The sequence below is a fragment of the Halorubrum wangae genome, from assembly GCF_051194135.1.
In the GTDB taxonomy this organism is placed as follows: domain Archaea; phylum Halobacteriota; class Halobacteria; order Halobacteriales; family Haloferacaceae; genus Halorubrum.
Window position 1 is genome coordinate 39996 of sequence record NZ_JBLZNH010000001.1, and the last position, 25180, is coordinate 65175.

Sequence of the window (25180 nt, forward strand, 5' to 3'; positions counted from 1 at the left end):
CCCCCTGCCCCCGGGATCTTACTTAAAAGGGATTACCGCTCACCGCTCGCCGTCGTCCGCTCCGAACCGCTCGTCGAAGAGGGCGACCACGCGGCGCTCGACCTCGTCGCGGATCTCGCGGACCTCCTCGATCGGGCGCTCGCCCGGGTCATCGAGGTCCCAGTCGTCGGTGTCGACGCCGTCCAGCGCCAGCGTCGAACAGCCCATCGTGGCGACGAAGTCGGCGGCGGCGAGCGTCTCCTCGGAGACGTGTCGCGGCTCCCGCCCGTTCACGTCGAGGCCGACCTCCGCGAGCGCCTCGACGACGACGTCGTGGACGCCATCGGCGGGGGCGGTGCCGCCGGTCGCGATCTCGACCTCGTCCGCGAGCCCGCGGCGTTCGCGTTCGCGCTCCGCGAACGCGGTCGCCATCTGGCTGCGCCCGGCGTTGCGGACGCACACGAACGCGAGCGTCGTCCCCATCAGTAGATCAGCTCGTCGTCGCTCTCGATCATGTACAGCGTGCGGGCGGCGATGTTGACCCCGTGGTCCCCGACGCGTTCGAGGTCGCGGATCGCCAGCAGGGCGTGGGATATCTCGTCGAGCGTGTCCGCGAGGTGGTCGGAGTCGGACTCCGCGGTCTCGTCCGCCTCGGTGCGAGCGCGGTCGGCCTCGAGCAGGCTCCGCACGACCGCCTCGCTGGCCCGGCGGCAGCGCTCGTCGAGGTCGTCGTCCCGGGCGTCGATCTCCCGACAGGCGTCGGCGTCGGACAATTCGTAGGCCTCGACCGCGTCCGCGATCATCTCGCCGGCCGCGTCGCCGAGCTCGCGGAAGTCGACGGCCGGGTGGATCCCGCCGCCGTCGCCGCCGTACTCGGCGATGTTCGTCGCCAGGTCGCCGACGCGTTCGAGGTCGGTGATGATCTTGAACGACGCCGTCACCAGCCGGAGGTCCCCGGCCACGGGCTGCTGGAGCGCGAGCAGCTCCGTGCACTCCTCCTCCAGCTCGAGGTACCGGGTGTTGACCTCGTGGTCGCCGTCGATCACTTCGGCGGCGAGGTCGTCGTCGCCCGTCTCGGCCGCGCGGAGAGCGGTCTCGTACCGGTCGAGGACCAGGTCGCCCATCGCGACCACGTCGCTTCGGAGCTGCTCGAGCCGCTCCTGGTAGTTCTCTCGGGGCATCTACCCGAACTTCCCGGTGATGTAGTCCTCGACGCGCTGCTCTTCGGGGTCTTCGAAGATTTTTGTGGTGTCGTCGTATTCGACCAGTTCGCCGCCGGTGAGGAACACCGCCGTTCGGTCAGAGATCCGGGCCGCCTGCTGCATGTTGTGCGTGACGATGATGACGGTGTACTCCTCCGCGAGGTCGTCGATGAGGTCCTCTATCTTCGAGGCCGCGACGGGGTCGAGCGCCGAGGTCGGCTCGTCCATCAGAATGACCTCCGGGTCGGGCGCGATGGCCCGAGCGATACAGAGCCGTTGCTGCTGTCCGCCGGAGAGCTCTAATCCCGAGGAGTCGAGCTGATCTTTCACCTCGTCCCACAGCGCGGCGCCCTTCAGCGACTGCTCGACGCGCTCGTCGATGTCGCCGTCGAACCCCTGGATCTTCAGGCCGTACGCCACGTTATCGCGGATCGACTTCGGGAACGGGTTCGGCTTCTGGAACACCATCCCGATCTTCCGGCGCAGAGCGACCGGGTCGACGTCGTCGTCGTACACGTTCTTCCCGGCGAACTCGATGGCACCCTCGACGCGGCAGATCTCGATCATGTCGTTCATCCGGTTGATACACCGGAGGAAGGTCGACTTGCCGCAGCCGGAGGGACCGATCAGCGCCGTCACGCGCTTCTCGGGGATCTCCATCGACACGTCGTCGATCGCCTGCTCGTCGCCGTAGTAGACGTTGAGATTGCGCGCCGCGACCGCGGTTCCCGCGTCTGCGAGCGGGGGCCGACTGTCGTTCGATTCCGCCTGTACCTCCGTCGTGATGAGCGAGTCGTCAGGTGTCGTGTTACTCATGTTAGCTCCCCCGCTCCGCGCGGTTCCGCAGCAGTATCGCCGTTCCGTTCATGCCGACCAGAATGATGAGCAGCGTGATAACGCCGGCGGCGACGACGCCGTAGCGGAACTCCGCCTGCGGGAAGTTCGCCCACGCGTATATCTGCATCGGCATGGCGCTGAACCGACTGAACAGGCTGTTCGGCGCGCTGAACACGGTCGTCGCCGCACCGATCATGATCAGTGGCGCGGTCTCGCCGATGGCGCGGCCGAGCGCGAGGATCGTCCCGGTGAGAATCCCCGGCATCGCCTCGGGCAGGACCACGTTCTTCGTCGTCTGCCAGCGCGTCGCGCCCATGGCGTCGGACCCCCGTCGCAGGTCGTCCGGGACCGACCGGATCGCCTCCTGCGCGGAGATGATCGTGATCGGGAGGATGAGCAGCGAAAGGGTCAACGAGGCGGTCACCGCCGTCCCGAAGCCGAACCCGAGCAGGTTCGCGAACAGCCCCAGTCCGAGGAGACCGTAGACGACCGACGGGATGGCAGCCAGGTTCGCGATGTTGATCTGTAGCAGCCGCGTCAGCGACCCGAAAATCCCGCTCTCCGGCGTGTACTCCTCCAAGAAAACGGAGGTACCGACGCCGAGGGCGAACGACATCACCGCGACGAGCGCGATGATGATGACTGAGCCGACGATGGCCGGGTAGAGCCCGGCCTCCTCGGGTGTCCGGGAGGGCGCCTCCGTGACATACGAGGCGTCGAGCCACGGGTCGGGCGCTGGGACGCCCCACGCCTCGACGATCAGCGTCCCGGCGATCACGCCGACTGCGAGGAGGACCGGGAGCGCGAGTCCGGTGAGCCCCTCGCCGACGTCGACGACGCGGGAGACGTACACCGCCGTCGGGACGCCGGTCAAGACGAGCACGAGGAGGACGGTCGGGCCCGGCAGTCCGGCGCCCGCGGCGAGGAAGCCCCCGGCGGTCGCGATGGCGAGCGGGACGCCGGCGACGACGGCCGCGACGGTTCGACCGCCGCGGTCGGCAGCGACGAGCGCCCCGGCGGCCGCGACCGGGACCGCGATCGTCCAGAGGTAGATGAGGAGGTCCGACGGATACACCGCGATCACGCCGCGGAGGACCACCGCGACGACAAGACCGACGAGTCCGACGGGGATCGCCGCGGTCATCGCTCGGCCCTCAGAGCGTCGGTGACCGTACGCGTAGAGGGCTACGGCCGGCAGGACCCCGAGCGTGTACGCGAGGAACCACACCAGCGGGTCGAACACCAGGAACAGGGTTCCGACCGCGAGCCCGATCGCGACGCCGCCGACGAGGCGGCCGAGCAGCCCGAAGCCGACGGCGCCGGGGCGGCCGCGGCTCCCGACGTACGCGAGGTACGCGGTGACCGGCACAGCGACGACGAAGAGGTACGCGAGCTGCCAATTGAGTCGCGGGATCGTCCCGACGACCGCCTCGATAGCGGTGAAGAGCGCGGCGACGGCGACGAGCCCGCCGCCGAGCGCGCCAAGCGCGCGCCGCGTGACCGCCGGGTCGCTCGCGCTGTACAGACAGAACGCGAGGAAGGGAACGACGAGCGTCACGAAGTACGTCAACAGCCACTCGGGGCTGGCGTTCGCCAGGTCGAAGGCGTCGACGGAGACGTAGACGAGGAGCACGCCGAGCGCGACGAGCCCGAACACGCTCGCGCCGAAAGAGAGGTACTCGAAGAGGATTCCCCGAACCCGACTGACCTCGCCGAACCCGCCCGCCGCCGCGTTGTCGGTCGCCATCAGTACTCCTCCCGGTAGCGTTCCGCGATGATATCACTAATCACGTTCATTACGAGAGTCACCACGAACAGCGCGAGACCGAGCGCGAACATCGAGTCGTACGGGATCGATCCGCCCGTCAGGTCGCCCCCGGCGATCTGGACCATCGCGACGGTGATCGTCATCCCTGAGTCGAGCAGAACGTCTGCGGGGTTGATAAAGGGAATACCGAAGGCCACCTCCTGAACTTCGGGCATCCGCGCCTGCGCGCCCATCGCGACGACGACGATCATCGTCTCGCCGATGGCGCGGGAGACGGCGAGGATGTACGAGGAGGCGATCCCCGAGATGGAGGCCGGGACCACGATGCCGGTCGACACCTCGAACTTCGTCGCCCCCAGCCCGTAGCCGGCCTGCCGGAGTTCGTCCGGCACCGCGCTCATGGCGTCCTCTGATATCGACGACACCATCGGAATCGTCATGATACCGACCATGATCGACGCCGAGAGCGCGTTGAAGGTGCTCATCTCCGGGAACAGCGTCGCCTTCAGTGCCGGAGTGATGTACACCAGCGCGAAGTAGCCGTATACGACAGTCGGAATCCCGGCGAGGATCTCCAGGAGCGGTTTCAGGATCGAGCGCGCGTTCGAGGTCGCGTACTCGCTGAGGTATATCGCCGTGAGCGTGCCGGTCGGCAGCGCGATGAACGCCGCCGTGACCGTCACGACGAGCGTCCCGATGAGCAGGGGAACGATACCGAACGCCTGCCCGCCGCCGGCCGGGTTCGGGCTCCAGTTGGTGGTCGTCAGGAACTCGGTGATCGGCACCGCCGAGAAGAACACCACCGCGTCCGACAGAAGCGTTACGAAGATCGCAACCGTCGTGAGCAGGGTGGCCGCCGCGCACGCGGCGAACAGCCCACCGTAGGTACCCTCCTTCAGTCGTGTGAGCCCGCCCTGTCGGGTCAGATCGGGACTCTCTGTGCTGTCAGTCACGAACGGTGAGGTATCGCACGCAGTCGTAAATCAATACACCGGTTCATCGCGCCCGCTTAGCCCTGCGCCTGTTCGATGGCGTCCTCGAGGATTCCCATCTGTTCCTCCTGGGTCTCCTCGGTGGCCGGCACGTACCCGACGTCGCCGGCGACGAGGTCCTCGTTCGTCGTCTGACTGACGAAGTACCGGGCGAACTCGGCGACGTGCTCCTCGGCGAGCGAGGAGATCGACGGGTAGGTGAACAGGGGCCGAGAGAGTGGGGTGTACTCGCCGCTCGCCGCGGTTTCGAGGCTCGGCTCGACCGGACCGTCGCCGGAGTCGATGCCGAGCGCCTTGAGCTGGTCCGGATTCTGGAAGTAGTACGCGAAGCCGAAGTAGCCGATGGCGTACTCGCTACCGGAGACTCCCTGCGCGATCGTGTTGTCCTGCTCGGTCGCCTGGTAGTCGCTGGTGTGGCCGTCCTCGCCGAGGACCGCCTCGATGAAGTAGTCGTAGGTCCCGGAGGTGTCGGCGGCGCCGTACCGTTCGATCTCCTCGTTCGGGAACTCGTCGCGGACCTCGTCCCACGTCTCCGCGGCGTCGGACTGCCAGATCTGCTTGAGTTCCTCGACCGTGAGCGAGTCGATCCAGTCGGCCTCGGGGTTGACGACGACGGTGAGCGCGTCGGTCGCGGCCACCAGTTCAACGTACTCGACGCCGTTCTCGGCGCACAGCTCCTCCTCTGCCGGCTGGATCGGCCGACTCGCGTTGTTGAAGTCCGTCTCGCCAACGCAGAAGAAGTTCGAGAAGCCGCCGCCTGATCCGGTCGAACTGACGTCGATCTGGACGTCGGGATGGTCCTCGGCGAATTCCTCAGCGACCGCGCTCATCAGCGGGAACACCGTGCTCGATCCCGCGATGTTGATCGCTCCGGAGAGGGAGCCGTTTCCTCCGTCGGAGCCGTCTCCGGAGCCGTCTCCGGAGCCGTCTCCGGAGCTTTGCGTGCACCCGGCGAGTCCGAGGGCCCCGGCGCCTGCGAGCGCCGCGAGCGACTTCCGTCGCGTGATCCCGTTCGCGTCCGCGTCGTGGCTTGATGCCATCATCCGATCGAGCGCGACGTCGATATAAGTAGTATGCTATGAGCGGTACTGTCGGGACGGTATCGCTCGGATGCAGTATATAGACTATATAGATCTATCGCCGTTGCGCGCTCCGCGTTATTTACTCCCGACGTCCACCGCCTCGATCAACAGCTCCGCGACGTCGACGATCTCCACGTCGTCCTCGAAGCCGCCCGTCTTCCGGCCGTCCTCGAACATCGTCGTGCACATCGGACAGGCGACGACGAACTTCTCGATGCCGTCGCCGGCGTCGGTGTCTTCGACCGCCTCGCGGAGCCGCTCCTCGCTCGGCTTGACCGCCTCGTCGTGTTCGGTCCAGAGACCGCCGCCGCCGCCGCCGCAACAGAACGAGTCGTCCCGGGAGCGAGGCATCTCGTGGAGGTCGGCGCCCGTCGCTCGGATCAGCTCCCGCGGCGCCTCGTACTCGTCGTTGTACCGACCGAGGTGGCAGGGGTCGTGGTAGGTGACCGTGTAGCCGAGCTCGTCGCCGGTCAGCCCGAGACGGCCGTCGTCGACCAGCTCTTCGACCACCTGCGTCCAGTGCCGCACGTCGACCTCGCCGTCGGCGTTCCACGGCTCCTCGCGGTCGAACGGCATCATCGGGTCGTCCGCGAACTCCGCGAAGTCGACCTCGGGGTACTCGTTTTTGATCGTGTTGTACGAGTGGGGGTCGGTGCAGACGATGGTGTCGAACTCGCAGTCGGCGAACGTCTCCACGTGGTGACCCGCCAGTTCGAGGTAGAGGAACTCCTCGCCGATCCGCCGGATGTCGTTACCGTCCGTCTTCTCGTCGTCGAAGAGGATACCGAACTCGACGTCCGCTTCGTCGAACAGTCGGGCGAGCGCACGGGCGACCTTCTTGTTCCGGTCGTCGAAGCTCGGGTAGTCGCCGACGTACCAGAGGTACTCCACCTCGCGCTCGCGGGCGTCCGGGATCTCGACGTCGTCCAACTCGTCGGCCCAGTCGCCGCGGGCCGACTGCGACTCGCCGAAGGTGTTCCCCTTCTGCATGACGTCCTGGAACACGCCTTGGAGGTTCGAGTCCACCGCCCCCTCGTCGACGAGCTGACGGTTCATCTTGGTGAACGAGGTGAGGTGCTCGATGTCGACCGGGCAGGCGTCCATGCAGGCCATACACGACATGCAGGACTCCATCGACTCGCTCGCGATCACGCCGCCCTCGTCGGCGACGATGGGGACGGTGCCGCCGTCCGCGCTCGCAACCCCGCCGTCGGTGGCCATCTCTCCCCGGCGGCCGGCCACCGGGTCGTCGGTCACGGATTCGCGGTACGCCTTCAGGTCGAGGATGACGTTCCGCGGGTCGAGGTTCCGACCGACCGTGTCGGCCGGGCAGGCGTCGGTACACCGCCCGCACTTCGTGCAGGCGTCGCCGTCCATCAGCTCCTTCCACGTGAAGTCGTCGAGCGACTCGGCGTTGGTGTGATCGAGGTCGGCCGGAACGTTCGGGAGCCGCGCGCCCGCCTTCTCGTCGCGGGCGACGACGTTCGCGAACGAGGAGATCATGTGGAACGGCTTGGCGTACGGGATCCACGCGATGAACGCGAACGCCAACAGCGAGTGGCTCCACCAGACGACGCCGTACACCGCCTCGGCGCCCACCGGGGTCAGCCCGACCCACTGGAACCCTGACGCCATCGCCATGCCGACGAAGCTCACCGTCTCGTCGGCGCGTGCCGGCTGCCCGACGATACCGAGCGCCTGCACGACAAACCCGCCGACGCCCAGCAGGAAGAGCGTCCAGACGAACGCGTCGTCCTCGATTGACGTGTGTTTGCCCCACAGTCGCCCGGCGCGCTCGCGGTACCGACGGGCGATGGCCATGCCGACGCCGACGACGAACAGCAGCCCGAACGCGTCGACAATGAACTGGTAGGCGAGGTAGAAGTCGCCCACCCAGAACGACTCGCCGGCGATCGGGCGGTAGACGTCGATGTCGAACCCGAGGATGGTCGTCGCGACGAGCAGGGTGAGGAAGCCCCACAGCACGAACGTGTGCATCACGCCCGTGTACACGTCGCCGTCGAACTGATTCTCGTTCGAGAGCACGGTTCGAGTCGCCGCGACGGCCCGCGACGGGAGGTCCGACAGCCGGTCGCGGGGGTCTGCGGTTCCGCGGGCGTACGCCGCGAACCGGGCGTACACGCCGTAGAGGAACACGAGGATCGCGACCACGGCAAGCCAGTAGAACGCGGCCTTCCCCACCGGACCGATCGTCCAGAACGTCTCCCGGGTGGCCGCCTGCAAGGCAGTCATGATCGATCAGCCGGATACTGTCGGGTTAAAGCTTGTCACAACGCGGAACGCACCCCATTCCGTTTCGCCGATCTGCCCCCGCTCTCGCCCCGTCTTCGACCGCTCAGAGAGCGGTCGCCAGCGCCGCCGCCAGCAGCCCGCTCCCGAGCGCGAGTGCGACCCCGTCGGCCCGTCCGAGCGCGAGTCGGGGGAGCGTCGGATTCCACGCGAAACAGCGCGCGTTCATCGCGGTCCCGAGCCGGTCCGCTCGCTCGAACGCCCTGTTGATCCCCGCGACGGCGACGAGCCGCATTTGTTCACGGACGGGAAGCGCGTCGCCCCCGCGGGCGTGGATCGCCGCCCGCGTCGTCAGCAGGTCCCGCCGCAACAGCGGCAGGAAGCGAAAGACGAGCGCGACGCCAGCACCGAGGAACTGCCCCGCCCTGCCGGGTACCGTGTGCTGGAGCGCCGCGCGTGACTCTCGCACCGGCGTCGATCGGACGTACCCCGCGGCGACGACGAGGATGAGGACCACCCGGTAGCTCGCGAGTCCCGTCGTCGCGGCACGGTCGGGTCGAAACCACGGCGCGCCGAGCGTCGCGCCGGCGACGAGCGGCGCGAGCGCGAGCACCGGCAGCGCGAACCGATAGGTCCACACGTCGCGGGCGCCGCCGCCGGCGAGCCGCAGGCACCCGACTGCGAGGAGGGTGAGCGCCGCGAGGCCACGGGGCGTCGTGTACGCGTACGCCGCGGCCGCGAACCCGACCTGCACGAGGAGCTTCGACCGCGGATCGAGTCGGTGCGCGAGCGAGTCGCCGGGGATGTACGAGAGCGTCACGAGTCGACCGCGCCGTCTCCGCGCGCGCCTTCTGGGACGCGCACGTTGAGTTTCGGGAGCGTCGCGAGCGCCGCCTCCGGGGCGTCGTCGACCGCGATCCGTCCGTCCGCCAGGCCGACCACGCGGTCGGCCATCCCGAGCACGTCGCGGAGGTCGTGGGTGACGACGACCACGCTCGTTCCCCCACGGTGGAGCGCGCGGAGACGCTCCACGACCGATCGCCGGGCCGGCTCGTCGAGCCCGGTGAACGGCTCGTCTAACACGAGGTGGTCCGGCTCCATCGCCAGCGCGCCGGCGATGGCGACGCGCTCTCGCTCGCCGCCCGACAGCGACGCGATCCGGTCGTCCTCGCGGCCCGTCATGTTCACGGCGTCGAGCGCCGCCGCGACTCGGCGGTCGATCTCGTCGTGCGAGAGCCCGAGGTTCTCCGGGCCGAACGCGACGTCGGCGCCGACGGTCGCCGCGACAAGTTGATCGCGCGGGTCTTGGAACACCATGCCTATCGCGGTCCGGGCTGCCACGAGGTCGTCCTCGACCCGGGTCCCGTTCACCGCGACCGCGCCCGAATACGGCGTTGAGAGGCCGTTGAACGTCCGGACGAGCGTCGTCTTCCCGGAGCCGTTCGCGCCCGCGATCACCAGAAACTCGCCGTCGGAGATCGCGAGGGAGACGTCGTCGACGGCGGTGACTTCCGCGCCGTCGCGCGGCCCGTCTCCGTACCGACACGTGACGCCGTCGACGTCGATCACGGCGTCACCGCCGCGTTAGTCACCGCGGGCGCTGTCACGGTGCTCACCTCACGCGGCCGCGACCGCGTCTGAACGCACGATACCGACCGCGGCGGCGACCTTCAGGGCCTCCGCGGGGAGGAACGCCACGGCGCCGACGGTCACCGCCTCGACCGGCCCAAGCGAGAGCACCAGCGCCAGCACGGCGACCCCGAACCCGTAGATGATCGCGGTGCCGAGCGCCATCGCGCCCACGAGCGTCGGGACCCCGACCCCGTCGAGGTCACGGGGCGTCGCGCCGCGGTGAACGACGGCGCCGACCGCGGCGGCGGCGAGCGGGTACGACCAGAGGTAGCCCGCCGACTGCCCGACGAGCGCGCCGACGCCCGCGGTGCCGCCTTGGAACACCGGCGCGCCGAGCGCGCCCGCGGCGAGGTAGAGCACGAGCGAGCCGGCGCCCCACACCGGTCCGAGGTAGATACCGGCGAGAAAGACGCCGAGCACCTGCAGCGTCACCGAGACGGGCGAGACCGGATTGGGAAACGTCACGTACGCGAACGCGCCGACGAGTGCGGCGAACAGCGCCGCGCGAGCGAGGTTCGTCGCGGCCTCGTCGCCGACGAGTTCGACCGACTCAGTGCTGGCTGCCATAGCTCCGACACGCTCGTAAACCGACTTCAAAATACTGGTTGACGACTCGGGGCGGCGAGCGTCGCCACCGGTCGCGTGGGCGTGACTCTCGCCGGGTGATTCCGCTGACACCGACCCCGAGACCACCGGAATCGGCCGCGAAGCTTTTCTATCGGGAACGCGTACACCTCAGTCTATGGACGAGAAGACCGCCGAGCTCCGCGACATCTTCGTCGAGACCACCGGGTCCGACACGGTCACCGAGCGACAGGCGGAGTCCCCCGGAACCCTCACCGACCGCGACGAGGCGGCCGTCCGGGAACGCCTCCGCGAACTGATCGCCGCGATGCGAGAGCGCTACGACTTCTCGACCGCCCTCGACGACGCGACCTACGCCCGGATCGCCCGGGCACGATTCGACCTGGACGACGACGCGGCCATCGCGGCCGCACTTACGGCCGGCGACGACGCGGACTACGGGGGCGACGACACCGACGGCCCGGAGCCGGTCGCCGTCGACGCCGACACCGTGCGCTCTGCCCGGTTCGACCTCCACCTCGTGCGGGAGGCCGACCGCCAGGTCGAAGACGCGCCGTTCGAGTACGCGGACCTGAAGTCGCTGACCGCCGAGGGCCGCTCCATCGTCGACTGCGCGGAGGCGCTCGATGCGGACCCCGACACCGTTGCGAAGTACGCCCGCGTCGCCCGCGTCGACCTGACCTCCACGCGGGCGAACGATCGCTTCCGCGACGAGTTCCGCGACCTCCTCACCGACGCCGACATCGAGGGTAACCACGCCGAGACCGCCCGCGAGGACGGGCTGAAGGAAGCGACCGAGGACATCGAGACGGACGTTTCCTTATAAATACCGCACCCACCGCCCGAGACTTTATCAGCGGAACCGCGCCCACCCCTCCCGTGATCCCGTTCAGCGACGTGGCCCGCGCGGCCTACTGCCCGCGACAGCTCTACTACGCCCGCCGCGAGGACGACCGAGCGGTCCCGCCGGACGCCCGTGCTCGGATCGACCTCGCCTTCAGGTATCCCGCGCTCGTCGACGCGCCGGACGCGACGCTCCGACGGCTCCCGATCCGTCGCTCCCCCGCGGCGTACCGCCGGAACCTCGACCGGCTTCGCGAACGCGACGACTACGACCGGCTCGCCGACCCCGTCCGCGAGCGCGCGTTCGTCTCGGGGAAGGACTGCCACGGAACGGTTCACAAGGTGCTCGCCGGCGGCGACGACGCGAACGACGGGGGCGACGCGGACGAGAACGCCGCGGACGCCGACAGCGAGTCCACCACCGCTACGGACCCGCCGGTTCCCGCGATCATCTCGCCGGGCGAACCCCCCGAGAACGGCGTCTGGGAGCCGCAGTCGGTGCGGGCCGTCGCCGTCGCGAAGGCGGTCGCGTGGGAGCGCGAGCGCGAAATCCCGCGCGCGCTGGTCGAGTACCCCAGCGTCGGCGCCGTCCGGGAGGTGCGGCTCACGACCCGGAACAAGGCCGCCTACCGCCGGGCGCTCCGTGCCGCCCGAGCGATCGACGGGCCGCCCTCGCGTGTCGACGACGACCGGTGTTCGGCCTGCGACTACCGCGAGACGTGCGGCGCGGGTCGCCGGTCGTTCCGGTCGCTGCTCGGCTGACCGCCCTCACGGCGAAAACGACGTCCCGCACTCGGTGCAGGTGAACCGGAACCGCCCCTCGTCCGTCAGCTCCGTCGCGTGCGGGTGCTCTTCGCCGCAGCTCCGGCAGTCGATCAGCGTCTCGAGTTGGTCCCAGTCGTGGCGCGCGCCGGGCGCGCCGAACGCCCACGCGACGACCCTCTCGTCGGCGTCCTCGCGGACGAAGCCGGACTGGAACTCCCCGGGCGCGAACCGGATCAGTTCGCCGGCCGCGACGTCGACGCGCTCGCGCTCCCGGCCGACCTCGAAGGTGACGGTCCCGGCGAGGACGTAGAACACCTCTTCTTGATCGCCGTGCGCGTGGACTCCACCGGCGAACTCGTCGCCGGGCGCGAGTTCGAAGTAGTTCATCGCGACGTGCTCGGTGCCGAGCGCGCGCGAGACGGGCTTGCGCACGTCGTGGACCTCCATGGGGTTCGTGACGACGTCGACGTCGTCGATGGCGACTCGCTTCACGGTGCCCCGCTCTCGGCCCGCGTGCGTAATCCTATCGGCGAGCCGGACGTTCTTGGGAGTGACCGACGTCGAGCCCGGCCGACGGTTCCTCACTGAATCGCACCTCTCACCGACGATCCGTTGGCTATTGCTGTCGCGACCCGTCCGTTTATATGTGCGTGCGTCCTTCGCACGGACACGAATGACACGCGATGATCGCGGTCGTTCGGAGGATAGAGGAAGTCGCCTCGCGGCGGCTGGCCGTGAAATTCTCCGACGATAGTGACTCCGGGGCGCGACCGCCCCGCGGCGGCACCGCCCCCGAACCCACCGCAGAGCCGACAGACCATCTTTTGACCCGAACACCACTCACCACACTCGACGAGGTACAGCTGTTAGACACCACCCTGCGCGACGGCGAACAGATGCCCGGCGTCTCGCTGACGCCGGCCGAGAAGGTCGACGTCGCCCGCGAACTCGACGCGGCCGGCATGCACCTGATCGAGGCTGGCTCGGCGTGCACGTCCGAGGGCGAGCGCGAGGGGATCAGCCGGGTCGCCGACGAGGGGCTCGACGCGACCGTGACGAGCTTCGCCCGCGGCGTCAAAGTCGACGTCGACCACGCGCTCGACTGCGGCGTCGACGGGATCAATCTCGTCGTCCCCGCCTCGGACAAACACGTCGAGACGAAAGTCGGCTCGACGCGCGACGAGGTAGTCGAACAGACGGTCGAACTGGTCGAGTACGCGAAAGACCACGGCCTGTGGGTCGAGGTGCTCGGCGAGGACGGCTCCCGCGCCGACCTCGATTACCTCGAACGCCTGCTCGGTGCCGGCCTCGACGCCGGCGCGGACCGAATCTGCTACTGCGACACCGTCGGCGCGGCCGACCCGGAGCGAACCGCCGAGGTCGTCTCCCGACTGGCCGACCTCGGCCCGACGAGCCTCCACACGCACGACGACCTCGGCTTCGGCGTGGCGAACGTCCACGCCGGGCTGAAGGCGGGCGCCGACACCGTCCACGGCACCGTGATGGGCGTCGGCGAACGGGCCGGCAACGTCGCCCTCGAAGAGGTCGCAGTGGCGCTCGCCCGCTCGTACGACATCGACACGGTCGAACTGGAGCGGCTCTACCGGCTCTGCCGGGTCGTGAGCGAGGCCACCGGCGTCGCTCTCCCGCCGAACAAGGCGGTCTGCGGCGCCAACGCCTTCGCTCACGAGTCGGGCATCCACACCGACGGCACGCTCAAGGACGGCACCATGTACGAGCCGTACCCGCCGGAGACGGTGGGCCGCGAGCGGCGACTCGTCCTCGGCAAACACGCGGGCCGTGCCGGGGTGAAGGCCGCGCTCGCCGAGCACGACGTCGCGGTCGACGCCGACGAGTTGAGCGCGGTCGTGAGCCGCGTGAAGGAACTCGGTGACCGCGGGAAACGCGTCACCGACGCCGACCTGCTCGCGATCACGGAGGACGTGCAGGGGCGCGAGCGCGACCGCCGCGTCGAACTCGTCGACCTCTCGGCAACCTCCGGGGGGAACCTCCCGACGGCGTCGGTTCGCCTCCGCGTCGGCGACGAGGAACGGGTCGCCTCCGGCACGGGCGCGGGTCCCGTCGACGCCGGCCTCGAAGCCGTGCGGGCCGCGCTGGCCGGCGACGCCGCCGGTGAGGGCGTCTCCTTCGATCTGGACTCGTACCACGTGGACGCGATCACGGGCGGCACCGACGCGGTCGTCACCGTCGAGGTCGACCTCTCGCGCGGCGACCGCTCGGTCTCGGTGTCGTCGACCGACGCGGACATCACGCGCGCCAGCGTCGTCGCGATGGTCGACGGGCTCGACCGCCTGCTCTCGGCCGCCGCCGAGGACGGATCGGTTCCGGACGTGGCCTCGCTCGCGGACGACTGAGGGCGACCGACATCGCGCCGCTCAGACGCCTTCTCCACTCTTCAGAGCCGTTACTGTTTCTCGCCGCGCAGCCACACGTAGTCGCAGGCGTCGAGTTTGAACGTGACGCCGCCCGACGCGACGTAGTGCTCGCCGTCGCCGACGACGTGCTCCACGGTGTCCGGGTCGACGTCGAACCCGACGATCTCCTCGCGGTACTCGTCCGCGAGGTTGTGCGCGCAGAGCAGGACGGTCTCGGTTCCGTCCGCCGTCTCTCCGTCGAACCGGTGAACCCGTGTATCCTTGCGGTCGGTGTCGAGCGCGCGGTAGCCGCCGCGGGCGATCTCCGGGCAGGCGTCACGGGCCGCGACGAGCGCCTCGACTCGGGAGAGCAGCGATCCGGAGTCGCCGCGCTGTGCGGCGACGTTGACGCGATCGTAGGCGTACTCGCCCTCGTCGATCACGGGGTTGTAGCAGTCCTCGGGGGCGGCCGTCGAGAAGCCGCCGTTCTCGGAGTCGTCCCACTGCATCGGGGTGCGGACGGCCTCTCGTTCCGGCAGGGAGAGGTCCGAGCCCATCCCGATCTCGTCGCCGGACTGGAGCGCGACGGAGCCGGGCAGCGAGAAGAGGAGGCTGTGGGCGACGGCGATCCGGTCGTGGTCGCCGCCGTACAGGTCCGCCAGTCGGAGACGGTGGCCGCGCTCGAAGATCCACGAGTCGCCGTCATCGTCGCCGAAGTACTCGCGGGCGTGCTCGAACGCCTCCTCGGGGAGCTTCAACAGGTTCCACTCGTCGTGGTTCCGCAGGAAGTTCACCCACCCGCCAACTTCGGAGACATCCGGTAGGACCTCCTCGGCGCGCTGGAGCGGCCACGTGTCCTTCACGCCGACCGCGTACGTGAGGTGGGCGTTCATCACGAAGTTGAACTGGAGGTGGAACGCCTCGCCGTCGCCGAAGTAGTAGTCGAGGTGCTCCGGCTCGTCGTCCGCCTCGGCCAGGAGCACCGCGTCGTCCTGTTCGGCCTCGACGACTCGCCGCATCTCTTTGAACAGTTCGATGGACTCCCCGAGGTCGGTCTCGTCGAGGGTGGTCGCGTTGTGGCCCTTCGACATCAGCATCGGATGGGCGGCGTCGATCCGGAAGCCGTCGGCGCCCTGACCGAGCCAGAACCGGAGCACGTCGTACAGCTCCTCGCGCACGGCGGGGTTGGCGACGTTGAGGTCGGGCTGGTGGCCGTAGAACTGGTGGAAGTAGTGCTTGCCGGCCACCTCGTCGTACGACCAGACGCCGTCCTCGTACTCGGGGAAGATGTTGCCGCGCTGGTGGGCGTCCTCCAGATGACTCGTCCACAGGTAGTAGTCGTGGTACTTCGATTCGGGGTCCTCGCGGGCGCGCCGGAACCACTCGTGCTCGTTCGAGGTGTGATTGAACACGAGGTCGGTGATGATCCGAATCCCGCGCTCGTGTGCCCCGTCGGCGAACTCGCGGAAGTCGTCGAGGCTCCCCAGTCGGTCGTCGACGCCGTAGTAGTCGGCCACGTCGTACCCGTTGTCGCGGAGTGGACTCGGGTAGAAGGGGCGGACCCAGAGGGCGTCGACGCCGAGTTCGTCGAGGTAATCGAGCCGTTCGATGGCCCCTCGGAAGTCGCCCCATCCGTCGCCGTCTGCGTCGCTGAAGGTCTTGATGTCTAACGAATAGATCGTCGCGTCCTCGTACCACGCCGAGTCGCTCATGCGTCTGCGTACGGAACCGGGGGGTTGGTTTCTTGCGGTTCGTCCGGCGGCGGGGTCGGTTGGTTTGAGCGACCGACGAGGCCTCCGAACTCCTTCTGACAGCCGCGTCTGACGAGGTTTTTAAGCGATGACGTTCCAACGTCGGCCGTGAGCGTCACCGTCGCGGTGAAACCATCGGCGCGTAAGCGCAACGCGAAGGTGGGCCGACTCGTGTTCGAGGACGGCCCTCGCCACGCCTTCGAGAGTCGTGCGGCCGCGGAGCGCTGGGCGGCAGACCTCTCGACGGGGGACGGTCACGTCTGGGTCGCGAGCGCGCATCCCCGCGACGACGCCGACGTCGACTACTACCTCGTCTCCCGGGCGACGAACGCGAAGTTGGAGGCGGCGTACGACAAGCGGCGGCGTCGACTGCGCGGCGATCCGGCGTCCGAACAGGAGTCGCTCGGCGGAGAGCCGTAGGTCGCTTCGGTCTGCGGGCGGTCAGGCGTGCGGTCCCGTCACTCCTCGACGATGTCGTCGCGGTACTCCTCGACGGCAAGCCCCGTCGCTCTGCGGTGCGGCGTCGGAGAGAAGCGCCGAGGCGGAGATTTGAACTCCGGTGTCCGAATGGACAGTAGATTTCGAATCTACCGCCTTGGCCAGGCTAGGCTACCTCGGCTCACTTTCGGGTTGGCCGGTTCCGCTGTTATGCGTTTCGATCGCCGCCGGTGACCTCTCCGACGGCGACTCGGAACGCGTCGCGGTGCCGACGGTCGAGACGGCGGAGCACTGACGCGCACCGGAGCCCGACGTCCCCGTCGCCCTACGCCTCGTCCCGCTCCGCCAGCAGCTCCGTCGCTGTCAGCAGCGATTCCAGCTCCACGTCGTGGTCGGCGAGCAGGTCCGCGGCGCCCTCCTCGCGATCCACGACGACGAGCACGCGATTCACGGTCGCGCCCGCCTCCCGAAGCGCCTCGACGGCGTCGACGGCGGACTGGCCGGTCGTAGCGATATCCTCCAACACGACGACCTCCTCGCCCTCGTCGAGCCGCCCCTCGATGCGGTTGCCGGTGCCGTACTCCTTCGTCTGCTTGCGCGCGATGACGTACGGACGCCCCATCTCAGCGGCCGTCACGGCCACGAGCGGGACCGCGCCGAGCGCGACGCCGGCGAGCTTCGCGTCCGTGTCCGCGAGCCGGGCCGCGAACGCCTCGCTCACGAGCGTCAGCGCGTCGGGGTCGGTCTCGAACAGGTACTTGTCGACGTAGTAGTCGCTGGTGCCACCGTGTGAGAGTTCGAACTCGCCGAATCGGACGGCGTCGGCCGCCCGCAGCGCGGCGATGAGCTCGCTCCGTCGCTCGTCGTCGGTCATACTCTGAGGGGGAGGGCCGGCGACCATAAACGGGTCGGAACGCGGCGCCAACGGCCGCTCGCTCCTGACGGGTTCCCACTGGCAGAGTCTCCCGCCCGTCACCTCACCGCGAAGCGGCAGTTGCGTTCGGATGCTCCAGTCATGTAGATACGTTCCGTAGCGGATTCATAACCGTTTTCGCCACGTTTCGCTCTCCGATAGTTCGCGCGAGACACGCGACGTATGCTGGATTCTGCTGCGGGGGGTGACCCGGTAGCTGTCGGCCGGTTCCTACCTGTCGATCCCGGCCCCGCCGTCGACGACGCCGGCCACGTCCTCGGGGGTGATCACGGCGACGTCGCCGCCGATGGTCCGCTTCAGCGCGGCGGCCGCGGCGGCCCACTCCAGTCCCTCGGCGACGCCGCCGCCCTCGATCCGCTTCGCGAGGTACCCCGCGACGAAGGCGTCACCGGTACCGATCGCGTCGAACGTCTCCGCGTCGAAGACGTCCTGCTTGTACACCGAGCCGTTCCGCAGGGCCACCGCCCCCTCGGTCCCGCGGGTGACGATCACGGTGTCGAACTCGAATTCGGAGGCGAGCCCGTGCGCGATCTCGACGGCGTCGCCCTCGCGCCCCAGAACCTCGCGGGCGTCCCGCTGCGGGACGAACAGCGTGTCGATATGCGTGAACAGCGTCTCGTACGCCTCGCGCGCGACCTCCGGCTCCCAGAGCTTCGCCCGGTAGTTCAGGTCGAACGAGCGCGTCGCGCCGGCCTCGCCCGCGGCGCGAAGGAGCGCGGTCGTCGTCTCCGCGGCCCGATCCGAGAGCGCCGGGGTGATACCGGTCGTGTGGAAGCGGTCCGCCGATTCCAGCGCGGCGGTCGGCAGCTCCCCCGGCTCGACGGTCGTGATCGCGGCGTCGGCGCGGTCGTAGAGCACGGTCGTTCCGCGCGGCTCGCCGCCGTGCTCGAGGTAGTAGGTCCCGACGCGGCTCGACTCGGGGTCGGCCCACGAGACGCCGGTCCGGACGCCGTGGCTCCGCAGTTCGCTGACGACTCGCCGGCCGAGCGGCGACTCCGGGAGTTTGGAGAGCCAGACGGCGTCCGCGCCGAGCCGTGCCGCACCGACCGCGACGTTGCTCTCCGCGCCGCCGGCCTGCACCTCGAAGGTCTGGGCGGTCTCCAGGCGGTCCCCGCGCGGCGGCGAGAGTCGGAGCATCGTCTCGCCGAACGTCACGAGGTCAGTCACGCCGACCGCCCCCCGTCGCCGTCGCGCTCGGCGCCGCGCTCGGCACCGCGGTCGCCGCAGTCGCTGTGGTGTGCATACCGGCCCGTTGACGGGAGCGTACAAAAGGGCAGGCGATCGCCGGTACGGGCGTCGCGCTTCGCGCGCCGGCCCACAGTCCGACCCGTCCGCGGGCGAGTCAGTCGGACGACCCGTCCACGACGTCGTCGAGGGGCGTCGACGGGAACAGCGCGTTCACGTCGGGGTCCGTGTCGACGAGTCGGTAGTCGGTGCCGTCGCGCTCGACGACCCCTGCGTCCGCGAGGTGGTCGAGGTGGGCGAACGCCTCGCCCGGTCCGTGGAGCACGTGGATGTCGACGAGGTCGCCGAACAGCGCGGCCGACACCTCCCACGCCGTCGCGGGGCCGTCGTCGGCGAGGACGTCGAGCACGCGCCGCGTCCGGTGGCGGTGATGGTCGAGGATCGTCGCGGCCCGCCGGCTCGGATCGTCGATCCGCTCGCGGTGGCCCGGATGGCCCGCGTCGAAATCGCGCTCGACGATCCGCGCGAGACTCCGGGCGTACGATGCGAGCGGCGCGTCGACCCGGACGTCCGCGCCGCCGACGTTCGGCGTGTACTTCGGGAGGAGGGCGTCGCCGGTGAACAGCTCCTCGGGGTCGGTTGACGCCTCTCGCGGCGCTCGTCCAGCCGCCCGGCCGACCGGCTCGTGGTCCGGGACCTCGCGCGGGTCGAACGCGAACCCGGTGAGCCCGGCGGTGTGGCCCGGCAGGTGGACGGCATCCAGCGCGACGCCGCCGGCGTCGATCACGTCGCCGTCGGCGACCGTCGTCACGTCCGCGGGACGACCGCTCAGCCCGCTGCTCACCGCATCGAAGAAGTCGCGCAGGCGCTGCTGGTCCGCCTCGGGGAGTCCCCACCGCTCGAACGTCTCGCGCTGGAGGTCGGGGTCCATCGCGAGCGGCAGCGACGCGCCGTCGACGAGGGGCGCGTCGGCCTCGTGGACGAACACGTCGGCGCCGCTCTCGGCCTGTATCTCGCCTGCCAGTCCCGCGTGGTCGGGATGCCAGTGGGTCAAGACGACCTCGTCGACGTCGGCGAACGCGATGCCCCGCTCGGCGAGCCCCGCCTCCAGATCGGCACGCACGTCCGGGAGCGCGACGCCGGTGTCGACCAGCGCGGTCGTCTCGCCGTCGAGCACGTAAACGTCGTTTTCACCCTCGAACACGGTGTTGCCGAGCTGGATTCGGTTCACACCGTTCCGTCGTCGGCAGGCCTTTTCAGGGTTACCACCGCGGACATCGAGCGAGGACGCGTCAGTCGAGCACGTCGACGCCGGTGAACTCGAAGCGGGCGCCTCCGCCCGCAGGGCCGGTGACGCGTACGTCCCAGCCGTGTGCCGACGCGACGGCATCGATTATCTCCAGGCCGAAGCCGGTCCCGTCGTCGTTCGTCGTGAACCCCGGCTCGAACACGGACTCGCGGTCGGACTTCGGGATCCCCGGCCCGTCGTCGACGACGTAGAATCCGCCGGTGACGTCGCCGACGGTGACCATCACGTCCTCGCCTCCGTGTTCGATCGCATTCCGAACGAGGTTCTCGAACACCTGTCTGAGTCGGCTCCGGTCGGCGTACACCACACGGTCCGTCTCCACCCGGAGCGAGGCCGCCGCGGTCTCGACGCCCGCCCAGCACGCCTCGACCAGTTCGCGGAGCGGGACTCGTTCCGCCCCTTCGATCTCGTCGCCGTCCCGAGCGAGCGTCAGGAGGTCGTCGATGAGTGTCTCCATTCGCTCGTGGGCGTCGGCGACGGCATCAAGGTGCTCGGAGTCGCACTCCTCGCGGGCAAGTTCCAGCCGCCCTTCGGCGACGCTGAGGGGGTTCCGCAGGTCGTGCGAGACGATCCCCGTAAACTCTTCGAGCCGTTCGTTCTTCTCCTTGAGAGCTTCCTCGCGCCGTCGTTGCTCGCTGACGTCCCGGATGACACCGACGCGGTCGAGTTCCGACGCGTCGTCTCCACGCTCGTCGTCCGGGAGGCGATTGAATCGCATCTCCACCGGGAACCGGTCACCGTCCACGGTGAGAAAATCGTACTCGACGACGCCGGTTATCTGCTCTCCGTCCGCCATCACTCGGCGCTGCTCTCTCGCCTTCTCGGCGGTTTCCTCGGTCACCAAGTCGTAGATGTCCGTTCCGATCAGTTCCGCTTGGCTCATCCCCTTCATGTCCGCGTAGCGTTCGTTGACGTACGCGATGGTTCCGTCGGTAGTCACGGCGTAGACGGCGTCGTCGAGGGACTCGAGAATCGTCTTGTACCTGCGTGTCTCTGGTCCCCGACGTGATTTACCCATGGTGACTCTTCGTGTGCTATCGTTTCACCCGATATCTAATAAATGGGCGTCACCCTCGTCCGTTCGTGCGATCGTCTCACGGCCGCTCCCGTTCTCGATTTCTCTCGACTGCTCTCGACTGCTCTCGATTTCCCGCGAGGATCCGGTGCGTTTTCGTCGCGGCACGCCCAGCGAGGTTCATGGAATACCAACCCGGCGTCTGCAACATCGGACCGGCTCAACGGCGACGACGACTCCTCCTCGGACTCGGCTCGCTTCTCGTCGCGGTCGTCCTCGTCGCCGCCGTCGTCGCCGTCGGCTGGCCGCGCTGGACGCTGCTCGCCTCGGTGTTCCCGCTGTACGGCGCCGCGATTGGCTACGTCCAGTACCGCGAGCGGTTCTGCGTCGGCTTCGCGGGTATCGGTGTGTTCGACGTCGGCGACGGGACCAATCAGATCCTCGACGAGGCGGCGCTGGCGGCCGACCGGAAGCGTGCAGTTCGGCTGAACGCGAAGTCGCTCGCCGCCGGCGTTCTCGGCGCGACCGTCACGTACGGTGCCTCGCTCGTCCTCTTATAAACGGTCCGTCGTTCGCGCGGCCGCGCGACCGCGTCTCAATCGTTCCCGGTAGACGAATGCGGTCACGACCCGGCGAGCGACCGTACCCCGCGCGGTCATGCTCGCCGCCGAGAAACACACGAACGTGCACATAGAAAAGCATTAGAACGGGCTCGATAACCACGTAAGTGAATGAGTCTGCCCGAACCGGACCGTGAGCTCGTGGTCGCCGAGCTCGGTCGGGACCCGACGACGGCCGAGGCCGCCCTGTTCGAGAACCTCTGGAGCGAGCACTGCGCGTACCGCTCCTCGCGACCCCTGCTGTCGGCGTTCGAGAGCGAGGGCGACCAGGTCGTCGTCGGTCCCGGCGACGACGCCGCCGTCCTCGCACTCCCAGAGCCGGACGCCGCGGACGCCCCCGCGGCCGACCGCGACGCCGACGACTACGGCGACCAGTACGTCACCTTCGGCGTCGAGAGCCACAACCACCCCTCCTTCGTCGACCCCTTCGACGGGGCCGCCACGGGCGTCGGCGGTATCGTCCGCGACACGATGAGCATGGGTGCGTACCCCGTCGCCCTGCTCGACTCGCTGTATTTCGGCGGCTTCGACCGCGAGCGCTCGCGGTACCTCTTCGAGGGCGTCGTCGAGGGTATCTCCCACTACGGCAACTGCATCGGCGTCCCCACGGTCGGCGGCAGCGTCGCCTTCCACGGTGGCTACGAGGGGAACCCCCTCGTCAACGTCGCCTGCGTCGGGCTCACGAACGAGGACCGGCTCGTGACGGCGACGGCCAAGGAACCCGGCAACAAACTCGTCCTCGTCGGGAACGCAACCGGACGCGACGGGCTCGGCGGCGCGTCGTTCGCCTCCGAGGACCTCGCCGAGGACGCCGAGACGGAGGACCGCCCCGCGGTGCAGGTCGGCGACCCCTACGCTGAGAAGCGCCTGATCGAGTGCAACGAGGCGCTCGTCGACGAGAATCTGGTCCTATCGGCCCGCGACCTCGGCGCGGCCGGACTCGGCGGCGCCTCCTCCGAACTCGTCGCGAAGGGAGGGCTCGGCGCCCGCATCGACCTCGACCGCGTTCACCAGCGCGAGCCGAACATGAACGCGACCGAGATCCTGCTCGCCGAGAGCCAGGAACGCATGTGTTACGAGGTCGCTCCCGACGACGTCGACCGCGTCGCCGCGCTCGCCGACCGCTTCGACCTCGGCTGTTCCGTCATCGGCGAGGTGACCGACGGGAACTACGTCTGTGAGTTCGCCGGCGACGGCGGGGAGTCCGAGGCGGTCGTCGACGTCGACGCCGAGTACCTCGCCGACGGCGCGCCGATGAACGACCTCCCGAGTGAGGCGCCCGTACAGCCCGATCGCGACCTCCCGGATCCGACGCCCGCGCTCGCCGACGCCGTCGAGGCGGTCGTCTCGGCCCCGTCGACCGCGAGCAAGCGCTGGGTGTACCGGCAGTACGATCACGAGGTCGGCGCCCGCACGGCGATGAAGCCCGGCGACGACGCCGCGATCATGGCGATCCGGGAAACGGCGGAGAACGACTCCGCCGCGCTCGACCCCGCCGAACAGGGCGTCGGTCTCGCGCTCTCCTCGGGCGCGAACCCGAACTGGACGTCGACCGCCCCGTACGAGGGGGCCCGCGCCGTCGCACTGGAGAACGCGACCAACCTCGCCGCGAAGGGCGCCGTCCCGCTCGCCGCGGTCGACTGCCTCAACGGCGGCAACCCGGAGAAGCCGGACGTGTACGGCGGCTTCAAGGGAATCGTCGACGGGCTCGCAGACGCCTGCGCCGCCCTCGACACCCCCGTGGTCGGCGGCAACGTCTCGCTGTACAACGACAGCGTCGAGGGACCGATCCCGCCGACGCCCACGCTCGCGCTGATCGGGACGAAGCGCGGCTACGATGCGCCGCCGGCCGCGCTCGACGCCGAGCGAGCCGCCGACTCCGAACTCCTCCTTATCGGCGCCGGCGGTGACGCGCTCGGCGGCTCCGAGTACCTCGCGCAGGCTGGCGGCTCCGACCGGTTCCCCGACCTGCCGGACGCCGCTGCGTCCGCCGACTTCGCCGACCTCGTCTCGTCGCTCGCGGCGGTCGCGCGCCACGAGTCGACGCTCGCGACCCACGACGTGAGCGACGGCGGGCTCGCGGTCACGCTCGCCGAACTGGTGACCGACGCGGCCGGCGCCGACGTGAGCCTCCCCGACCGCGTCGCGGCGTTCGACGAGACGCCCGGCCGCCTCGTCGTCCAGACGACCGATCCCGAGGGCGTCGCCGAGGCCGCGGACGGCCTCCCCGTTCACCGGCTCGGCGACGTGACGACGGACGGGACGCTCTCGCTCTCGGTCGGTGACGAGTCGACCGCCCTCGACGCCGACGCGATCCGCGACCTCCGCGGCGTGATCGAGCGCGAACTGGCCTGACGACCCGGCGAGGTCCCGGCGGGTCGCGATTGTCGGCGCGCGAAAGCGAGCGATATGCTTTTAGGTGTTCCTAAAATAGGTTGGGGCAGTTACGGACCGCCGGCCGTTCCGGCACCCAACATACCGATGGCTCAAACGCAATCAGCCGGCACGAGACGGTCGAGCGGGACGGAGAGCGGGTCGCCCGCGGACCCGACTCCCGACCCCGTGTTGTCGCTGTCGGACGTGACCAAAGAGTTCGGTCCCGAGACCGCCGTCGACGGCGTCTCTCTCGACGTCGAACCGGGCGAGCTTCTCACGTTCCTCGGTCCTTCCGGCTGCGGGAAGACGACGACGCTCCGGACCATCGCCGGCTTGGAGGAGCCGACCGAGGGGGAGATCACCCTCGGCGGCGAGACCGTCGCCGGCGACGGCGCCCTCGTCCCGCCCGAGCAGCGCGACGTCGGTATCGTCTTCCAGAACTTCGCGCTGTTCCCGCACCTCACCGTCCGTGAGAACATCGCCTTCGGGCTCTCCGACGCCGACGAGACGGCGACCGCAGCCCGCGTCGACGAGCTGCTCGACCTCGTCAACATGCCCGAACACGGCGAGAAGACGCCCGATCAGCTCTCAGGCGGGCAGAAACAACGCGTCGCACTCGCGCGGTCGCTGGCGCCCGAACCCGAGGTGCTCCTGCTGGACGAACCCTTCTCGAACCTCGACGTTCGGCTCCGCGTGGAGATGCGCGAGGAGGTGCGTCGCATTTTGAAGCAGGCCGGCGTCACCGCCGTTTCCGTCACGCACGACCAGGAGGAGGCGCTCTCTATCTCCGACCGCGTCGCCGTGATGAACGAAGGGAAGATCGAACAGGTCGGCCGTCCCGAGGCCGTCTTCGAGCGGCCCGAGTCGAAGTTCGTGGCCTCGTTCCTCGGCCGAGCGTCGTTCCTCGAGGGGAACCTCCGCGAGGGGAAGGTCGAGACCGGAATCGGTCGGTTCGACGCCGTCACGCTGGAGGGGTACGACACCGTCTACGACGGGACGCCCGTCGACGTACTCGTCCGGCCGGACGACCTCCGGGCCACGCCCGCGAGCCCCGAACTGGCGGACGGCGTCATCGTCTCGCGGCAGTACGTCGGCCCCTCCTTCGTCTACCGGGTCGAACTGGAGTCCGGCGACGTCGTCCACTGCCTCCACAACCACGTCGAGGAGTTCGACCTCGACGAACCGGTCAGCCTAGAGCTCACTGCGGACCACCCGCTCGCCTGGTACCCGCGGTAAGCGAGT

Annotated in this window: 23 protein-coding genes and 1 tRNA gene; 7 read left to right on the forward strand and 17 right to left on the reverse strand. The window is 69.2% G+C overall.

Translation table 11 applies throughout. From position 1 onward, the window contains the following. Positions 1–39: 39 nt before the first annotated feature. The 10 genes from ACNS84_RS00220 to ACNS84_RS00265 form a co-directional block, all read right to left on the reverse strand. Positions 40–462, reverse strand: a complete 423-nt coding sequence (locus tag ACNS84_RS00220) for an arsenate-mycothiol transferase ArsC (protein WP_435072841.1) — start codon at positions 460–462, stop codon at positions 40–42. After that, positions 462–1160, reverse strand: a complete 699-nt coding sequence (gene phoU, locus ACNS84_RS00225) for a phosphate signaling complex protein PhoU (protein ID WP_435072842.1) — start codon at positions 1158–1160, stop codon at positions 462–464. The genes ACNS84_RS00220 and phoU overlap by 1 nt, the downstream gene beginning before the upstream one ends. After that, positions 1161–1997: a phosphate ABC transporter ATP-binding protein PstB gene (gene pstB, locus ACNS84_RS00230; protein ID WP_435072843.1), complete on the reverse strand. Its 837-nt coding sequence runs from the start codon at positions 1995–1997 to the stop codon at positions 1161–1163. Position 1998: 1 nt separating this feature from the next. Next, a complete protein-coding gene (pstA, locus tag ACNS84_RS00235; RefSeq protein WP_435072844.1) occupies positions 1999–3765 on the reverse strand; it encodes a phosphate ABC transporter permease PstA in 1767 nt (588 codons plus the stop codon). After that, the gene (gene pstC, locus ACNS84_RS00240; protein WP_435072845.1) at positions 3765–4739 is read right to left on the reverse strand and encodes a phosphate ABC transporter permease subunit PstC; all 975 of its coding nucleotides are present in this window, start codon (positions 4737–4739) and stop codon (positions 3765–3767) included. The genes pstA and pstC overlap by 1 nt, the downstream gene beginning before the upstream one ends. Positions 4740–4795: 56 nt before the next feature. Continuing rightward, entirely contained in the window at positions 4796–5818 is a 1023-nt protein-coding gene (locus ACNS84_RS00245) for a PstS family phosphate ABC transporter substrate-binding protein (protein ID WP_435072846.1), read from the reverse strand. Positions 5819–5935: 117 nt separating this feature from the next. After that, positions 5936–8113, reverse strand: a complete 2178-nt coding sequence (locus tag ACNS84_RS00250; protein ID WP_435072847.1) for a (Fe-S)-binding protein — start codon at positions 8111–8113, stop codon at positions 5936–5938. Positions 8114–8216: 103 nt separating this feature from the next. Further along, positions 8217–8930 carry an energy-coupling factor transporter transmembrane component T family protein gene (locus ACNS84_RS00255; protein ID WP_435072848.1) on the reverse strand — a complete coding sequence of 238 codons (714 nt, stop codon included), beginning with the start codon at positions 8928–8930 and terminating at the stop codon, positions 8217–8219. Continuing rightward, a complete protein-coding gene (locus ACNS84_RS00260; RefSeq protein WP_435072849.1) occupies positions 8927–9679 on the reverse strand; it encodes an energy-coupling factor ABC transporter ATP-binding protein in 753 nt (250 codons plus the stop codon). Before ACNS84_RS00260 ends, ACNS84_RS00255 begins: the two co-directional genes overlap by 4 nt. Positions 9680–9727: 48 nt before the next feature. Next, positions 9728–10309 carry a biotin transporter BioY gene (locus ACNS84_RS00265; RefSeq protein WP_435072850.1) on the reverse strand — a complete coding sequence of 194 codons (582 nt, stop codon included), beginning with the start codon at positions 10307–10309 and terminating at the stop codon, positions 9728–9730. A gap of 175 nt (positions 10310–10484) precedes the next feature. Between ACNS84_RS00265 and ACNS84_RS00270 the strand changes: the two genes are divergently transcribed. Further along, entirely contained in the window at positions 10485–11153 is a 669-nt protein-coding gene (locus ACNS84_RS00270) for a hypothetical protein (protein ID WP_435072851.1), read from the forward strand. Positions 11154–11206: 53 nt separating this feature from the next. Next, complete coding sequence (locus ACNS84_RS00275; protein ID WP_435072852.1) at positions 11207–11932, forward strand: hypothetical protein; 726 nt, start codon at positions 11207–11209, stop codon at positions 11930–11932. 6 nt (positions 11933–11938) lie between these two features. Here the strand turns inward: ACNS84_RS00275 and ACNS84_RS00280 are convergent, their stop codons facing one another. Continuing rightward, positions 11939–12427, reverse strand: coding sequence for a cupin domain-containing protein (locus ACNS84_RS00280; protein WP_435072853.1), 489 nt, complete (start codon positions 12425–12427; stop codon positions 11939–11941). Between the two features lie 332 nt (positions 12428–12759). Between ACNS84_RS00280 and ACNS84_RS00285 the strand changes: the two genes are divergently transcribed. Then, positions 12760–14310: a (R)-citramalate synthase gene (locus ACNS84_RS00285; protein WP_435073767.1), complete on the forward strand. Its 1551-nt coding sequence runs from the start codon at positions 12760–12762 to the stop codon at positions 14308–14310. Between the two features lie 50 nt (positions 14311–14360). Here the strand turns inward: ACNS84_RS00285 and ACNS84_RS00290 are convergent, their stop codons facing one another. Continuing rightward, the gene (locus ACNS84_RS00290; protein ID WP_435072854.1) at positions 14361–16022 is read right to left on the reverse strand and encodes an alpha-amylase family protein; all 1662 of its coding nucleotides are present in this window, start codon (positions 16020–16022) and stop codon (positions 14361–14363) included. 147 nt (positions 16023–16169) lie between these two features. On the opposite strand from ACNS84_RS00290, the gene ACNS84_RS00295 reads away from it, so the two are divergent. Next, positions 16170–16481 carry a DUF8081 domain-containing protein gene (locus ACNS84_RS00295; protein WP_435072855.1) on the forward strand — a complete coding sequence of 104 codons (312 nt, stop codon included), beginning with the start codon at positions 16170–16172 and terminating at the stop codon, positions 16479–16481. 114 nt (positions 16482–16595) lie between these two features. On the opposite strand, the gene ACNS84_RS00300 is transcribed toward ACNS84_RS00295, so the two are convergent. The 5 genes from ACNS84_RS00300 to ACNS84_RS00320 all read right to left on the reverse strand — a co-directional run bounded on the left by ACNS84_RS00300 (position 16596) and on the right by ACNS84_RS00320 (position 20945). Beyond that, positions 16596–16680: transfer RNA gene (locus tag ACNS84_RS00300), tRNA-Ser, on the reverse strand. 144 nt (positions 16681–16824) lie between these two features. Further along, a complete protein-coding gene (gene pyrE, locus ACNS84_RS00305; protein WP_435072856.1) occupies positions 16825–17373 on the reverse strand; it encodes an orotate phosphoribosyltransferase in 549 nt (182 codons plus the stop codon). Positions 17374–17643: 270 nt separating this feature from the next. Beyond that, the gene (gene kdgK1, locus ACNS84_RS00310) at positions 17644–18570 is read right to left on the reverse strand and encodes a bifunctional 2-dehydro-3-deoxygluconokinase/2-dehydro-3-deoxygalactonokinase (protein WP_435073768.1); all 927 of its coding nucleotides are present in this window, start codon (positions 18568–18570) and stop codon (positions 17644–17646) included. Between the two features lie 205 nt (positions 18571–18775). Continuing rightward, positions 18776–19849: an MBL fold metallo-hydrolase gene (locus ACNS84_RS00315; RefSeq protein ID WP_435072857.1), complete on the reverse strand. Its 1074-nt coding sequence runs from the start codon at positions 19847–19849 to the stop codon at positions 18776–18778. 61 nt (positions 19850–19910) lie between these two features. Beyond that, entirely contained in the window at positions 19911–20945 is a 1035-nt protein-coding gene (locus tag ACNS84_RS00320; protein ID WP_435072859.1) for a two-component system sensor histidine kinase NtrB, read from the reverse strand. A 179-nt stretch (positions 20946–21124) separates the two neighbouring features. On the opposite strand from ACNS84_RS00320, the gene ACNS84_RS00325 reads away from it, so the two are divergent. From ACNS84_RS00325 to ACNS84_RS00335, 3 genes are all read left to right on the forward strand, one after another. Beyond that, positions 21125–21502: a hypothetical protein gene (locus tag ACNS84_RS00325; RefSeq protein WP_435072860.1), complete on the forward strand. Its 378-nt coding sequence runs from the start codon at positions 21125–21127 to the stop codon at positions 21500–21502. A gap of 171 nt (positions 21503–21673) precedes the next feature. Continuing rightward, the gene (gene purL, locus ACNS84_RS00330; protein WP_435072861.1) at positions 21674–23917 is read left to right on the forward strand and encodes a phosphoribosylformylglycinamidine synthase subunit PurL; all 2244 of its coding nucleotides are present in this window, start codon (positions 21674–21676) and stop codon (positions 23915–23917) included. 126 nt (positions 23918–24043) lie between these two features. Then, entirely contained in the window at positions 24044–25174 is a 1131-nt protein-coding gene (locus tag ACNS84_RS00335; RefSeq protein WP_435072862.1) for an ABC transporter ATP-binding protein, read from the forward strand. Positions 25175–25180: the final 6 nt, after the last annotated feature.